This window comes from Pseudomonas khavaziana (assembly GCF_036704165.1).
GTDB lineage: Bacteria > Pseudomonadota > Gammaproteobacteria > Pseudomonadales > Pseudomonadaceae > Aquipseudomonas > Aquipseudomonas khavaziana.
In genome coordinates this window covers 5,959,930-5,974,039 of sequence record NZ_CP129946.1, presented here as the reverse complement: position 1 = coordinate 5,974,039, position 14,110 = coordinate 5,959,930, and the positions used below count along the sequence as shown (strand labels likewise).

At 60.0% G+C, this 14,110-nt stretch carries 14 protein-coding genes; 7 read left to right on the top strand and 7 right to left on the bottom strand.

Features of this window, described 5'->3' with window-relative positions; genetic code table 11:
* Positions 1-37 precede the first annotated feature (37 nt).
* Positions 38-319, top strand: a complete 282-nt coding sequence (locus QYQ93_RS26720) for a pyrroloquinoline quinone biosynthesis protein PqqE (protein ID WP_338475854.1) — start codon at positions 38-40, stop codon at positions 317-319.
* 67 nt (positions 320-386) lie between these two features.
* On the opposite strand, the gene QYQ93_RS26715 is transcribed toward QYQ93_RS26720, so the two are convergent.
* Entirely contained in the window at positions 387-584 is a 198-nt protein-coding gene (locus QYQ93_RS26715; RefSeq protein WP_338475853.1) for a hypothetical protein, read from the bottom strand.
* A 52-nt stretch (positions 585-636) separates the two neighbouring features.
* On the opposite strand from QYQ93_RS26715, the gene QYQ93_RS26710 reads away from it, so the two are divergent.
* The 4 genes from QYQ93_RS26710 (at position 637) to QYQ93_RS26695 (ending at position 7,810) form a co-directional block, all read left to right on the top strand.
* The gene (locus QYQ93_RS26710) at positions 637-2,442 is read left to right on the top strand and encodes a phenylacyl-CoA dehydrogenase (protein WP_043049735.1); all 1,806 of its coding nucleotides are present in this window, start codon (positions 637-639) and stop codon (positions 2,440-2,442) included.
* 317 nt (positions 2,443-2,759) lie between these two features.
* On the top strand, positions 2,760-4,049 hold the full coding sequence (locus QYQ93_RS26705; RefSeq protein WP_338475852.1) for a GGDEF domain-containing protein: 1,290 nt from the start codon (positions 2,760-2,762) through the stop codon (positions 4,047-4,049).
* Between the two features lie 90 nt (positions 4,050-4,139).
* A complete protein-coding gene (locus QYQ93_RS26700) occupies positions 4,140-5,912 on the top strand; it encodes an acyl-CoA dehydrogenase C-terminal domain-containing protein (protein WP_338475851.1) in 1,773 nt (590 codons plus the stop codon).
* Positions 5,913-6,031: 119 nt separating this feature from the next.
* On the top strand, positions 6,032-7,810 hold the full coding sequence (locus QYQ93_RS26695; RefSeq protein ID WP_338475850.1) for an acyl-CoA dehydrogenase C-terminal domain-containing protein: 1,779 nt from the start codon (positions 6,032-6,034) through the stop codon (positions 7,808-7,810).
* Between the two features lie 226 nt (positions 7,811-8,036).
* Here QYQ93_RS26695 and QYQ93_RS26690 read toward each other — a convergent pair whose 3' ends face one another.
* Positions 8,037-8,936, bottom strand: coding sequence for a LysR family transcriptional regulator (locus QYQ93_RS26690; protein ID WP_043049731.1), 900 nt, complete (start codon positions 8,934-8,936; stop codon positions 8,037-8,039).
* Between the two features lie 209 nt (positions 8,937-9,145).
* On the opposite strand from QYQ93_RS26690, the gene QYQ93_RS26685 reads away from it, so the two are divergent.
* Together QYQ93_RS26685 and QYQ93_RS26680 are read left to right on the top strand one after the other, a co-directional pair.
* Positions 9,146-10,414 carry an aspartate aminotransferase family protein gene (locus tag QYQ93_RS26685; protein WP_338475849.1) on the top strand — a complete coding sequence of 423 codons (1,269 nt, stop codon included), beginning with the start codon at positions 9,146-9,148 and terminating at the stop codon, positions 10,412-10,414.
* A 181-nt stretch (positions 10,415-10,595) separates the two neighbouring features.
* Positions 10,596-10,754, top strand: coding sequence for a YqaE/Pmp3 family membrane protein (locus QYQ93_RS26680; protein WP_003194776.1), 159 nt, complete (start codon positions 10,596-10,598; stop codon positions 10,752-10,754).
* 5 nt (positions 10,755-10,759) lie between these two features.
* On the opposite strand, the gene pqqE is transcribed toward QYQ93_RS26680, so the two are convergent.
* The 5 genes from pqqE to pqqA form a co-directional block, all read right to left on the bottom strand.
* Positions 10,760-11,890 carry a pyrroloquinoline quinone biosynthesis protein PqqE gene (pqqE, locus tag QYQ93_RS26675; RefSeq protein WP_043049729.1) on the bottom strand — a complete coding sequence of 377 codons (1,131 nt, stop codon included), beginning with the start codon at positions 11,888-11,890 and terminating at the stop codon, positions 10,760-10,762.
* A complete protein-coding gene (gene pqqD, locus QYQ93_RS26670) occupies positions 11,883-12,158 on the bottom strand; it encodes a pyrroloquinoline quinone biosynthesis peptide chaperone PqqD (protein ID WP_338475847.1) in 276 nt (91 codons plus the stop codon). The genes pqqE and pqqD overlap by 8 nt, the downstream gene beginning before the upstream one ends.
* Complete coding sequence (gene pqqC, locus QYQ93_RS26665; RefSeq protein ID WP_043049727.1) at positions 12,155-12,907, bottom strand: pyrroloquinoline-quinone synthase PqqC; 753 nt, start codon at positions 12,905-12,907, stop codon at positions 12,155-12,157. The genes pqqD and pqqC overlap by 4 nt, the downstream gene beginning before the upstream one ends.
* 11 nt (positions 12,908-12,918) lie before the next feature.
* Positions 12,919-13,830, bottom strand: a complete 912-nt coding sequence (gene pqqB, locus QYQ93_RS26660) for a pyrroloquinoline quinone biosynthesis protein PqqB (protein ID WP_014720194.1) — start codon at positions 13,828-13,830, stop codon at positions 12,919-12,921.
* Positions 13,831-13,901: 71 nt separating this feature from the next.
* Positions 13,902-13,976 carry a pyrroloquinoline quinone precursor peptide PqqA gene (gene pqqA, locus QYQ93_RS26655; RefSeq protein WP_003194766.1) on the bottom strand — a complete coding sequence of 25 codons (75 nt, stop codon included), beginning with the start codon at positions 13,974-13,976 and terminating at the stop codon, positions 13,902-13,904.
* Between the last annotated feature and the right edge of the window lie 134 nt (positions 13,977-14,110).

Here is a 14,110-nt window from a genome sequence, read left to right as displayed (position 1 = left end):
ATCCATGTTCACGATTCTCTAAAGGCAGGTTTACGCCATGGAAATCTCTGGCAGCAGCGCGTTTTATTCCGGCCTGAACAGTATTCAGACCGGACAGAACCGTGTCGACCAGGCGGCGGGCAAGATTGCCAGCGCCGCGACGACGCAGCCATCAGGTGCACAAAGTGATCGCCTGCAAGCCAATGATCGCGCCCAGCCGTCGAATTCGGCGAGCAATATGGTGGAAATGGCCCAGGGCAAGTTTCAAGTGGAGTTGGGGGCGAAAGTCGCCAAGGCTTCGAATGAAATGCTCGGCACTCTGATCGACACCTACGCCTGATCCCGCCCCACCCTGTAGGAGCGAGCTTGCTCGCGAAAAACGCCAACGATAACGCGTACCGCCTGGACTAGCATGGTGTGCTGATGTCCTTCGCGAGCAAGCTCGCTCCTACAAAAAACTTCATCTTTCCTGAAATTCTGTGTGGCATCCCGCCGCAGGCCTCGCCGTGCCTGGCGATGACCTGCATCAAGACAAACGGCAGCTGGCCGATGCTTGACAACCCTAGGTCGTAAACGTATGTTTCAAACACCTGTTTGACCGCCATAACAAATCCACGCGGTTGTTCATCCCAGATACATCAGCAGAGGTTTATCGCTATGCCTGACTACAAGGCCCCCTTGCGTGATATTCGCTTCGTTCGTGACGAACTGCTCGGTTATGAAGCGCACTATCAGAGCCTGCCGGCGTGCCAGGACGCTACCCCGGACATGGTTGACGCCATCCTCGAAGAAGGCGCCAAGTTCTGTGAGCAAGTGCTGGCACCGTTGAACCGCGTGGGCGACATCGAAGGGTGTACCTGGAGTGAGTCAGGCGTCAAAACCCCTACTGGCTTTAAAGAAGCCTACAAACAATTCGTCGAAGGCGGCTGGCCAAGCCTGGCCCACGATGTGGAGCACGGCGGCCAAGGTCTGCCGGAATCCCTGGGCCTGGCGGTGAGCGAAATGGTGGGGGCCGCCAACTGGTCGTGGGGCATGTACCCAGGGCTCTCCCACGGTGCGATGAACACCATTTCCGAGCACGGCACCCCTGAGCAGCAAGAGGCTTACCTGACCAAACTGGTGTCGGGCGAATGGACCGGCACCATGTGCCTGACCGAGCCGCACTGCGGCACCGACCTGGGCATGTTGCGCACCAAGGCCGAGCCTCAGGCCGACGGTTCCTACAAAGTCTCCGGTACCAAGATCTTCATCTCGGCCGGTGAACACGACATGGCCGACAACATCGTCCACATCGTACTGGCCCGCCTGCCGGATGCACCGGCCGGCACCAAGGGTATCTCGCTGTTTATCGTGCCCAAGTTCCTGCCCAACGCCGATGGTTCAGTGGGTGAACGCAATGCCGTGACCTGTGGCTCCCTGGAACACAAGATGGGCATCCACGGCAACGCCACCTGCGTGATGAATTTCGACGCGGCCACCGGTTTCCTGATCGGCCCGGCGAACAAAGGCCTGAACTGCATGTTCACCTTCATGAACACCGCTCGCCTGGGGACTGCGCTGCAGGGCCTGTCCCACGCCGAGATTGGCTTCCAGGGCGGCTTGAAATATGCCCGTGATCGCTTGCAGATGCGCTCCCTGACTGGCCCGAAAGCGCCGGACAAAGCCGCCGACCCGATCATCGTGCACCCTGACGTGCGCCGCATGCTGCTGACCATGAAAGCCTTCGCCGAAGGCAACCGTGCGATGGTGTACTTCACCGCCAAGCAAGTGGATATCGTCAAGTACGGCACCGACGACGAAGCCAAGAAACAGGCCGACGGCTTGCTGGCGTTCATGACTCCAATCGCCAAGGCGTTCATGACCGAAGTCGGTTTTGAGTCGGCCAACCACGGTGTACAGATCTACGGCGGCCACGGCTTTATCGCCGAGTGGGGCATGGAGCAGAACGTTCGCGACAGCCGCATTTCGATGCTGTACGAAGGCACCACCGGCATCCAGGCCCTGGACTTGCTCGGCCGTAAAGTGCTGATGACCCAGGGCGAAGCGCTCAAGGGCTTCACCAAGATCGTGCACAAGTTTTGCCAGGCCAACGAAGGTAACGAGGCTGTCAAAGAGTTCGTTGCTCCGCTGGCGGCGTTGAACAAAGAGTGGGGCGAGTTGACCATGAAGGTCGGTATGGCTGCGATGAAAGACCGTGAAGAAGTCGGTGCCGCCTCGGTGGACTACCTGATGTATTCCGGTTATGCGTGCCTGGCTTACTTCTGGGCCGACATGGCACGCCTGGCTGCCGAGAAGCTGGCTGCCGGCACCACCGAAGAAGCGTTCTACACTGCCAAGTTGCAGACCGCACGTTTCTACTTCCAGCGCATCCTGCCGCGTACCCGCACCCACGTGGCGACCATGCTGTCGGGCGCCAGCAACCTGATGGACATGAAAGAAGAAGACTTCGGCCTGGCTTACTAAGCCTTACCGGGCTCTTTAAAAAACCGCCGCCTCCTTCGGGACGCGGCGGTTTTTTTGCACTTGTGTAGGAGCGAGCTTGCTCGCGAAGGTCGTTAACGATAACGCGGGCATTCTGGATAAGCGCGGTGCCTATGGGATCTTCGCGAGCAAGCTCGCTCCTACAGAAGGCGTGTATAAAAAACCGCAGTGATGCACTCAGGGATTGCAACCCGCTGCCGTTACAGTGATGGCAATGTGATACATGGTCGGTCGGTTGTGCTTTACTGATCGATTAGAGGCACAGTGCCATTATTTGTTAGCGGGTCGGAGCTTTACCCTTGTCACGCGTCTCCGCTGTACGTTTCAGCCATTTCCTCCCTTCGCTGCTGCTGTTGCTGGCTGGGCTTTCGGCTGCGTACGTCAAGGACCTCAGTGTCTTCTTCACCTCGTTGTTCAACGTGCTGCCCACCCTGGTCTTGCTGCTGGGCGGTGCCTACTGTGCGGTGTATCGACGCCAGCGTGAACTGTTCCTGATGATCACGGTGTACGTTGCCTATTTCCTGCTGGATACCCAGACCGATTTCTACCGCGACAATGGCCGCGTGCGCGAAGACGCTGCGGTGGTGTTTCATCTGTGTTGCCTGTTGTTGCCGTTGCTGTTCAGCATCTACGCGCTGTGGCAGGAGAAGACCCATTTGTTCCGTGATTTCATCGCACGCGCCGCGGTGTTACTGGCGGTAGGCAGCGTGGCATTGGCCCTGGAGCAAAGTTATCCCCAGGCGGTACTCGACTGGCTGGCGGAGATTCGCTGGCCGGTGCTGCATGGCGCCTGGATGAGCCTGATCCAACTGTCATACCCCATGTTCCTGATCGGCTTCATCACCCTGGCCGCACAGTACTGGTACCAGCCGCGCCCGCTGCACGCCGCGCAACTGGTGGGGTTGCTGGGGATGTTCTGGATGTTGCCGCAAACCTTCATCCTGCCATTCACCCTTAACATCATGTGCAGCCAGGTGATGCTGATGATCGCCGCCGGTGTGGCTCACGAGGCCTATCAAATGGCATTTCGCGACGAGCTGACCGGCTTGCCCGGGCGACGGGCTCTCAACGAGCGCATGCAGCGGCTGGGGCGCAGCTATGTGCTGGCGATGAGCGATGTGGATCACTTCAAGCGTTTCAATGACACCCATGGCCATGACGTGGGAGACCAGGTGTTGCGTCTGGTGGCGAGCAAGTTGTCCAAGGTCAGCGGCGGCGGGCGAGCCTACCGGTATGGCGGTGAAGAGTTTGCCGTGGTGTTTGCCGGCAAGACCCTGGATGAATGCATGCCGCATCTGGAGGAGATCCGCGAGATCATCGCCGGCTACGCTATCAAGTTGCGCAACCCGGACCGCCCCCATGACGACCATCAAGGCCGCCAGCGGCGTGCGGGTAGCGGTGCATCCAGTGTGTCGGTGACGGTCAGCATCGGTGTGGCCGAGCGCCAGGCCGATCAGCGCAGCCCCGAGGAAGTGCTCAAGTCCGCCGACCAGGCGTTGTACGCCGCCAAGGGCGCGGGGCGTAACTGTGTGGTCGCGGCCGGCCAGACCCGGCGTGGCGCGGTACGCATGCAAAGCGCTGCCGGTTGAGTAATGGCGCTGTATTCAGCAGCGCTACAGTGATTGTCCACAGGCGGTGCCGGCAGTAGCTTGAAAGCATCTGCTGCCGGAGACATTGCCATGCCTGAGTACAAAGCTCCCTTGCGCGACATGCGCTTTCTGATCGACAACGTGTTCGATTTCCACGGCCATTACGCGGCCCTGGGCGCAACGGACGCCAGCCCGGACATGGTCAGTGCGATCCTTGAGGAAGGCGCGAAGTTCTGCGAAAACGTGCTCGCGCCACTCAACCGCAGTGGCGATGAAGAGGGCTGCCATTTCGACAATGGCGTGGTGACCACACCCAAGGGCTTCAAGGAAGCCTTCGCCCAATACGTGGCAGGCGGCTGGCACGGCGTGGCGGCGGACCCGGCCTACGGTGGCCAGGGCTTGCCCCATTCCCTGGGCCTGGTGTTGAGCGAGATGATCGGTTCCAGCAATACCTCCTGGGGCATGTACCCGGGCCTGACCCACGGCGCCATGTCGGCCATCCACGCCCACGGTACCGACGAACAGAAAGCTACCTACCTGACCAAGCTCACTGCTGGCGAATGGACCGGCACTATGTGCCTGACCGAAGCCCACTGCGGCACCGACCTGGGCCTGATCAAGACCCGCGCCGTGCCCCAGGCCGATGGCAGCTATGCAATCACCGGCAGCAAGATCTTCATCTCGGCCGGTGAGCACGACATGAGCGCCAATATCATCCACCTGGTGTTGGCCAAGTTGCCGGATGCGCCTGCGGGTACCAAGGGAATTTCGTTGTTTATCGTGCCCAAGTTCCATGCGTGCTCCGGTGAGCGCAACGCAGTGCACTGCGGCTCCATCGAACACAAGATGGGCATCAAGGCTTCGGCCACGTGCGTGCTGAATTTCGATGGCGCCAAGGGTTTTTTGATCGGCGAGGCGAACAAGGGCCTCAACTGCATGTTCACCATGATGAACCACGCCCGCCTGGGCACCGGCATGCAGGGCCTGTGCAATGGTGAAGCAAGTTTCCAGGGCGCGATCAAATATGCCAGCGAGCGCCTGCAAATGCGCTCGCTGACCGGCGCCAAAGCCCCGGAGAAAGCTGCTGACCCGATTATCGTGCATGCTGATGTACGCCGCATGCTGCTGACCATGAAAGCCTTTAACGAGGGCAACCGCGCACTGACCTACTTTACCGCGCAACTGCTCGATACTGCTCATCTGGGCAGCGACGCCGGCCATCGCCAGGAGGCCGAAGACTTGTTGGCCTTCCTTACGCCGATCTGCAAGGCTTTCATGACCGAAACCGGTCTGGAGGTGACCAACCATGGCATGCAGGTATTTGGCGGCCATGGCTATATTCGTGAGTGGGGCATGGAGCAACTGGCACGCGATGCGCGGATTGCGCCGATCTATGAAGGCACCAACGGTATCCAGGCCCTCGATTTGCTGGGGCGCAAAGTGCTGGGTAGCCAAGGCAAACTGCTGCGCGGGTTTACCAAGATCGTGCATAAGTTCTGTGGCGCGCAGGCCGAGCATCCGCAATTCAGGGCTCATGTGACGCAGCTCAATCAGCTCAATCAGGAGTGGGGTGAGTTGACCACCAAAGTCGGGATGGCGGCGATGAAAAATCCCGACGAAGTGGGCGCCGCGGCGATGGATTACCTGATGTACAGCGGCTATATCATCCTGGCTTACCTGTGGTTGCGCATGGCGATTGCCGCTCAGTCTCAGGACGACGCCGCGTTCACCCAGGCCAAGCTGGCCACGTGCGATTTCTACTTCAAGCGTTTGCTGCCGCGTACCACCACCCACCGCGCCGCCGTGGAAGCGGGCAGCGAATGCCTGATGAGTCTTTCCGGGGCGGCATTCCAGCTGGAGTGACTTAAAAATACCTGTCGGTCACAAGTGGACCCTATGTGTCTGAAAAGTTGTTCGGGTACACTCGGAGCTTGTAAAACCGATCCTATCGAATCACTTTTCACGTTCTCACGAGGTTTGCCATGGCTGATTACAAAGCGCCGTTGCGTGATATGCGCTTCGTCCTCAACGAAGTTTTTGAGGTCGCCAAGACTTGGGCCCAGTTGCCGGCGTTGGCAGACAGCGTTGATGCCGAGACCGTTGAGGCGATCCTCGAAGAAGCCGGCAAAGTCACCGCCAAATCCATCGCCCCCCTCAGCCGCGGCGGCGATGAGCAAGGCTGCCACTGGAAGGACAGCGCAGTCAGCACCCCGGACGGCTTCCCCCAGGCCTACAGCACCTATGCCGAAGGCGGTTGGGTGGGAGTGGGCGGCGACCCGACCTATGGCGGCATGGGCATGCCCAAGGCGGTGTCGGCGCAGGTCGAAGAAATGATCAACTCGTCGACCCTGGCATTCGGCCTGTACCCGATGCTGACTTCCGGCGCCTGTGTATCGATCAACACCCACGCCAGTGAAGCGCTCAAGGCGGCCTACCTGCCGAAGATGTATTCCGGTGAGTGGGCCGGTTCCATGTGCTTGACCGAAGCCCATGCCGGCACCGACCTGGGGATGATCCGCACCAAGGCCGAGCCTCAGGCAGACGGTTCCTACAAAGTCAGCGGCACCAAGATTTTCATCACCGGTGGCGAACACGATCTGACCGAAAACATCATCCACCTGGTGCTGGCCAAGCTGCCGGATGCACCGGCCGGGCCCAAGGGCATCTCGTTGTTTCTGGTGCCGAAGTTCCTGGTCAATGCCGATGGCAGCCTGGGCGCGCGTAACCCGGTGACCTGTGGTTCGATTGAACACAAGATGGGGATTCAGGCGTCCGCGACCTGCGTGATGAATTTCGATGAGGCGGTGGGTTACCTGGTGGGTGAGCCCAACCGCGGCCTGGCGGCGATGTTCACCATGATGAACTATGAGCGCCTGGGGGTGGGGATCCAGGGCTTGGCCTCCGGCGAGCGTTCCTATCAGAACGCGATTGAGTATGCCCGCGACCGCTTGCAGAGCCGCTCCCCACTGGGGACACAGGCCAAGGACAAAGTGGCAGACCCGATCATCGTACATCCGGATGTACGCCGCATGCTGCTGACCATGAAGGCAGCAAACGAAGGCGGTCGGGCGTTCTCCACTTATGTGGCGACGCAGTTGGACATCGCCAAGTTCAGTGACGATGCAGCTGCTCGGGAGCGCGCGGATAACCTGGTGGCATTGCTGACCCCCGTTGCCAAGGCCTTCCTCACCGACCTGGGCCTGGAAACTACCGTGCTCGGCCAGCAAGTATTCGGCGGCCATGGCTACATCCGCGAGTGGGGCCAGGAGCAGTTGGTGCGTGACGTGCGCATCACCCAGATCTACGAAGGCACCAATGGCATTCAGGCCCTGGACTTGATGGGCCGCAAGATCGTCGGCAGCGGCGGTGCTTTCTACACCCTGTTCGCCGATGAGATCCGCCAGTTCATCGCTGAGTCGGGCCCAGAGTTGGCCGAGTTCACCAAGCCGCTCAGCGCTGCGGTGGATAACCTGGATGAATTGACGGCGTGGGTGCTGGATCGCGCCAAGCACAACCCGAATGAAATCGGTGCGGCGTCGGTGGAGTACCTGCATGCGTTCGGCTACATGGCCTATGCCTACATGTGGGCGCGCATGGCCAAGGCCGCGTTGGGCAAGGAGACCGAGGAAGCGTTCTACGCCAGCAAACTGGGCACCGCACGCTTCTACTTCGCCCGCTTGTTATCGCGTATCCACTCGTTGAGTGCGTCGGTAAAAGCCGGTAGCGAATCGTTGTTCCTGATGGATGAGTCCTTGTTTTAAGAGCGCGGAGGGCGTGTAAGCATTCTCTTACATGACGTGCTGCTATTCGTCCTCTATCGCCAAATTGGATCCACGGCTAATCTACTTCACATGGACGTCGCGCAGGAAGCGCAAAGCAACAACACGGACACGTAGGATTCTGCCAGGACGGCGGAGTGAAATGGATGTCAGGGAAACAGTCTGCAAAGCCCCGCTTCGGCGGGGTTTTCTTTTGCCCGCGAAAAAGTCAGGCGCCTGCCTGCGGGGCATTCATCACATCTTCGAGCAAGGTGCGCAGCAACGCCATCGTCGCCTGCTGGCGCTGCACGTCGCGGCATACCAAGCCTACTTTCAGCGCCACCCTGGGTTCACTCAACGGTTTCCACAGCAGCGCCTTGCTGTTGTGTTCGTCCTGGGAGCGGCCCGGCAGTACCGTCGCCAGCCGGGTGTGAGGCAGGCTGTCGAGAATGCCCACCATGGTATTGAGTTCGGCCTGCACCTGCGGGCGCCGTCCCAGGTTGGCCACCTGGCCCTGCCAGATCTGCCTGACTTGAAACTCCTCCCCCAGCAGCAACATCGGCAGTTCGGCTGCCTGTTTCAACGAGACTTTCCTGAATTCGCGCAACGGATGGTCTTCGGGAATCACCACCTTCAACTCATCTTCATACAGCAACACGCCGTGCAGGCCCGGCTGACGTGGCGGCAGGTAGCTGATGCCAATGTCGAGGGCGCCGTTGAGCAACCGGCGCTCGATCTCAAGCCCGGTCAATTCATAGATCTGCACCACCAGATGGGGCTGGGCCTTGCGCACGCGCTCGAGCATCTGCGGTACCAGGCTAGTGTGCACGGTTTGCAGCACGCCGATGGCCAGGGTGCGCATGGCCTGGCCTTTGAAGTTGCGCAGCGCCTCGACGGCTTGCTGCATGCCATCAATGAGCGGCAGTGCATGGTTGTATAGAGTGTGCGCCGCCAGGGTTGGTAGCAGGCGTTTGCTGCTGCGCTCGAACAGGCTCACATCGAGGTTCTGCTCCAGTTGGCGAATCTGTTGCGACAAGGCTGGCTGAGAGATCGACAGGCGCTCCGCTGCACGGCCTACGTGGCCTTCTTCATACACCGCGACGAAATAACGCAGTTGCTTGAAATCCATAAGATTTGCTTATCGAAAAAGCTGGAAAATCGAAATGGCCGATGGCCCTGTAGACGCCTAGTCTAGCGCCTATTCGCAGGGCTTACAGGGCCGGATCGGACAATGAATAGCGTTTGTGTTGACAGCGTTTGCATAGGCAAGGCAAAAAATCTCCAGGTGGATTGGCCAGGGTGTGCCGACCAAAGTCCGGTTGCCATCGGGGCTGACTTGTGAACCTGTTCAACATGCGCCGGCCAGCGCCGAGCCTTGACGATCTGATCCTGGATCCGCCGCACGACAACCGTTCCACTGAATCCCTCATGCCCACAGTGGCGCGTCCGCCTCAAGTGTTCGTGCGTGGCCAAGGCTCCTGGCTGTGGGACAGCGATGAGTGTGCCTACCTGGATTTCAGCCAAGGCAATGCTGCCAATAGTCTCGGCCATAGCCCGCAGGTGTTGATCAAGGCCCTGGCGGAGCAAACTCAGGCGCTGATCAACTCCGGCAACGGCTTGCACAATAGTGTCCAACTCAATCTCGTCGAGCGTCTTTGCCGGCATACCGGCAGCGACCAGGCTTATCTGCTCAACAGCGGCGCGGAAGCCTGCGAGGCGGCGATCAAGCTGGCGCGCAAATGGGGGCAACTGCATCGCGGGGGGGCCTATCGCATTATCAGCGCGAGCAACGGTTGCCATGGTCGTAGCTTCGCTGCCCTGGCGGCTTCGGCAGGTCTATCGGATAACCGCTTCGAACCACAACTGCCAGGCTTCAGCCACGTCCCTTTCAACGATCTTCCCGCTTTGCATGCCGCGGTAGATGCCCAGACGGTAGCCATCATGCTTGAGCCGATCCAGAGCGAAGCCGGCGTGATCCCTGCGACCGAGCACTACCTCAAGGGCGTCGAGCGGCTGTGTCGCGAACTGGGGATCCTGCTGATCCTCGACGAAGTGCAAACCGGTATCGGCCGTTGCGGCACTGTGCTCGCCGAACAACAGTACGGCGTACGCGCCGACATCATCGTCCTGGGCAAAGGCCTGGGCGGCGGTGTGCCATTGGCGGCGCTGCTGGCGCGGGGCAAAGCCTGTTGCTTGGATGTGGGGGAATTGGGCGGCTCCCACCATGGCAATGCGCTGATGGCTTCGGCCGGTGTGGCCGTGACGGATACAGTGCTGGAGTACGGCTTCTTAGAGCATGTACGCGAGTCGGGTTGCTACCTGGGCGAAGGTCTCGCCCGCCTGGCCTATCGTTATGGCCACGGCCCATTGCGCGGAAATGGCCTGATGTGGGGACTGACATTATCGGATGACTCCGCTGATGCGGTAGTAAAAGCCGCCTTGCAGGAGGGACTGATCCTGAACGCCCCGCAATCCGACTGTCTGCGCTTCACCCCGGCCCTGACCGTCAGCAAAAACAATATCGACGAAATGCTCCAACGCCTGGCCCGCGCCTTTTCACGGGTGCGCACTGCCCAACTGCAATGTCGCAGGGGCATTGCCGTTTAACCCTGTATTTCAGAACCGTCTCGCGGCATACGCGGCGCCTCCAGCCTGATTCTTTTGGCTGGGGGCGTTTTTTGTCTGCTCAATAAAGGATGGCGCAGTGCCAGATCCCACTGAACCCTCACGAACCCCCGAGGTCGATTAGCTACACGGCTCACACGAGCCGATTTTATGGAGCTGACCCATGGACATCATTCGTATCATCATCGCCATTCTGCTGCCGCCACTGGGTGTGTTCCTGCAAGTAGGTTTCGGCGGTGCCTTCTGGCTGAATATCCTGCTGACCCTGTGCGGTTACTTTCCCGGCATCATTCACGCGGTGTACATCATCGCCAAGCGCTGAGGCCCTCAGCCTTTTGCAATGAGCCGTGAGTTGCGCTCATTGCGAAAGGCCAGTTGCTCGATGGTCTGGGTGGCGTGTTCGGCTTCTTCCCGTGCCTGAAGGATGATGCCGTGCTGCTCGGACTTGCTGCACACAGGGTCGGCATTGCTGGCGTCCCCGGTCAGCATGAAGGCCTGGCAACGGCAGCCGCCGAAGTCCTTTTCCTTTTCATCGCATGAACGGCACGGCTCGGGCATCCAGTCGTAGCCACGAAAGCGGTTGAAGCCAAACGAGTCGTACCAGATGTGCTGCATGCTGTGGTCGCGCACATTGGGAAATTGCACCGGCATCTGTCGGGCGCCGTGACAGGGCAGGGCAGTGCCGTCCGGTGTCACGGTCAGAAAGATGCTGCCCCAGCCGTTCATGCAGGCTTTCGGGCGTTCCTCGTAGTAGTCCGGCGTCACGAAGATCAGCTTGCACGGGTGCCCTTCGGCTTCCAGCTTGGCGCGGTATTCGTTGGTGATGCGTTCGGCGCGCACCAGTTGTTCCCGGGTCGGCAACAAGCCCACGCGGTTGAGCTGGGCCCAGCCATAGAACTGGCAAGTGGCGAGTTCGACAAAATCTGCCTCCAGCGCAATGCACAGCTCGATGATGCGGTCGATCTTGTCGATGTTGTGCCGGTGGGTAACAAAGTTCAGCACCATAGGGTAGCCATGGGCTTTCACCGCACGGGCCATTTCCAGCTTTTGCGCGAAGGCCTTTTTCGAACCGGCCAGCAGGTTGTTCACCTGTTCGTCGCTGGCCTGGAAGCTGATCTGGATGTGATCCAGGCCGGCTTTCTTGAAGTCGCTGATCTTTTGCTCGGTCAAGCCAATGCCGGAGGTGATCAAGTTGGTGTAGAAGCCCAGCTTGCGGGCTTCAGCGATCAGCTCGGCCAGGTCCTGTCGCACCAGCGGCTCACCGCCGGAGAAACCCAGCTGCGCGGCGCCCATCTCGCGGGCTTCGCGAAACACCTTGATCCACTGCTCGGTGCTCAGCTCCTTGCCCTGCTCGGCAAAATCCAGCGGATTGGAGCAATACGGGCACTGCAACGGGCAGCGGTAAGTCAGCTCGGCCAGCAGCCACAGCGGCAAGCCGACCTCTGGTTTTTCAGGCAAGGGTAATCCAGTGCTCAGCACGGGCGACCTCCATGAATTGCTCGATATCTTCACCGAGCTCAGGCACACCGGGGAATTGCTTATCCAGCTCGGCGATGATCGCTGCCACGTCGCGCTCGCCGTCGATCAAGTCACCGATCAATGCGGCGCTATCGTTGAGCTTGATCATGCCTTCAGGGTAGAGCAACACATGGCCTTTCTGCGCGGGTTCGTACTGGTAGCGATAGCCCTGGCGCCAGGTCGGTTTTTTGCTGCGATCAAAGTTCATAGGGCGATCCCTTTATGCCAGACCCGCTGCTCGGTCACGCTGTGATAGGGCGGGCGTTTGAGTTCGTAGGCCATGCTCATGGCATCGAGCATGCTCCACAGGATGTCCAGTTTGAACTGCAGGATCTCCAGCATTCGTTCCTGTCCCTCACGGGTGGTGTAGTGCTGCAGGGTAATCGCCAGGCCGTGTTCCACGTCGCGACGGGCCTGGCCCAGGCGGGTGCGGAAGTATTCGTAGCCGGCCGGGTCGATCCACGGGTAATGCTGCGGCCAACTGTCGAGGCGCGACTGGTGGATCTGCGGCGCGAACAGTTCGGTCAGCGAGCTGCTGGCGGCTTCCTGCCAGCTGGCGCGGCGGGCGAAGTTGACGTAGGCGTCCACCGCAAAGCGTACGCCGGGCAGCACCAGTTCCTGGGAGCGCAGTTGGTCCGGGTCGAGGCCCACGGCTTGGCCCAGGCGCAGCCAGGCTTCGATACCGCCGTCTTCACCGGGGGCGCCGTCGTGGTCAAGCAGGCGTTGGATCCACTCGCGGCGGATCTCCCGGTCCGGGCAGTTGGCCAGGATCGCGGCGTCCTTCAGCGGGATATTCACCTGATAGTAGAAGCGGTTGGCGACCCAGCCCTGGATTTGCTCGCGGGTGGCGCGGCCTTCGTACATCGCCACATGATAGGGGTGATGGATATGGTAGAAGGCGCCCTTGGCTCGCAGGGCTGCTTCGAATTCAGCCGTGGTCAACGCTGTATCAGTCATTTTGGTCGCTCCTACAATTCAATGCTCATGCCGTCGTAAGCCACTTCGACATTGCGCCGCACCAGCTCGGCTCGCTCGGGAGAGTCTTCATCGAGGATCGGGTTGGTGTTGTTGATGTGGATAAGCACCTTGCGCTGCTTGGGCAACTGCTCCAGCACTTCCAGCATGCCGCCAGGGCCGTTCTGTGCCAGGTGGCCCATCTCGCGTCCGGTACGGGTGCCGACGCCGCGACGCTGCATTTCATCGTCATCCCACATTGTGCCGTCCACCAGCAGGCAATCGCTGCCGGCCATGATGTCCAGCAACGGTGCGTCGACCTTGCCCAGGCCTGGGGCGTAGAAGAGCTTGCCGCCGGTGCGCAGGTCTTCGACGATCAGGCCGATATTGTCGCCTGGGTGTGGGTCGAAGCGGTGCGGCGAGTAGGGCGGTGCAGCGCTACGCAACGGCAGCGGGGTGAAACGCAGGTTGGGACAGGCCGGGATGGTGAAGCTGGCGTCCAGCTCGATGCGGTTCCAGGCCAGGCCGCCGTTCCAGTGGGTCAGCATGGTGAACAACGGGAAGCCGGTGCTCAGGTCTTCATGGACCATGTCGGTGCACCACACTTGGTGTGGGCAGCCTTCGCGCAGGCTCAATAGGCCGGTGGTGTGGTCGATCTGGCTGTCCATCAGGATGATCGCGCTGATGCCGGTGTCGCGCAGGGCGCGGCCGGGTTGCATGGGCGCAAAACCCTGGAGTTGCGCACGGATGTCCGGCGACGCATTGCACAGTACCCAATTCACGCCATCGTCGGAGATCGCGATGGACGACTGGGTGCGCGCATGGGCCCGTAGGCTGCCATCGCGAAAACCTGCGCAGTTCACGCAGTTGCAGTTCCACTGCGGGAAGCCACCGCCGGCGGCGGAACCTAGAATCTGGACAAACATGATCGCTCCATCAGGCAAAGCTCGAAACAAAAACGCCTCGGGCGAACCGAGGCGTTGTATTACTCAGCCAATCAACGGCTGGCGAAGTACATGGTGACTTCGAAACCGATACGCAGATCAGTGTAAGCAGGTTTGGACCAGGTCATATTCTTACTCCTATCAAGGGATGGGACGTTCACTACCAAGTAATACATATAGTCCACCTCCCATTGGAGATGTTCAGATATTGCCAGGGAATATTACGCAATTCTTTTCAAGTTAGCGCTGTCTGGGTGGAAAA

Coding starts and splice junctions, on each gene's coding strand:
- QYQ93_RS26720 (WP_338475854.1), top strand. CDS start 38: ATGGAAATCTCTGGCAGCAGCGCGTTTTATTCCGGCCTGAACAGTATT.
- QYQ93_RS26715 (WP_338475853.1), bottom strand. CDS start 584: ATGGCGGTCAAACAGGTGTTTGAAACATACGTTTACGACCTAGGGTTG.
- QYQ93_RS26710 (WP_043049735.1), top strand. CDS start 637: ATGCCTGACTACAAGGCCCCCTTGCGTGATATTCGCTTCGTTCGTGAC.
- QYQ93_RS26700 (WP_338475851.1), top strand. CDS start 4,140: ATGCCTGAGTACAAAGCTCCCTTGCGCGACATGCGCTTTCTGATCGAC.
- QYQ93_RS26695 (WP_338475850.1), top strand. CDS start 6,032: ATGGCTGATTACAAAGCGCCGTTGCGTGATATGCGCTTCGTCCTCAAC.
- QYQ93_RS26690 (WP_043049731.1), bottom strand. CDS start 8,936: ATGGATTTCAAGCAACTGCGTTATTTCGTCGCGGTGTATGAAGAAGGC.
- QYQ93_RS26680 (WP_003194776.1), top strand. CDS start 10,596: ATGGACATCATTCGTATCATCATCGCCATTCTGCTGCCGCCACTGGGT.
- pqqD (WP_338475847.1), bottom strand. CDS start 12,158: ATGAACTTTGATCGCAGCAAAAAACCGACCTGGCGCCAGGGCTATCGC.
- pqqC (WP_043049727.1), bottom strand. CDS start 12,907: ATGACTGATACAGCGTTGACCACGGCTGAATTCGAAGCAGCCCTGCGA.
- pqqB (WP_014720194.1), bottom strand. CDS start 13,830: ATGTTTGTCCAGATTCTAGGTTCCGCCGCCGGCGGTGGCTTCCCGCAG.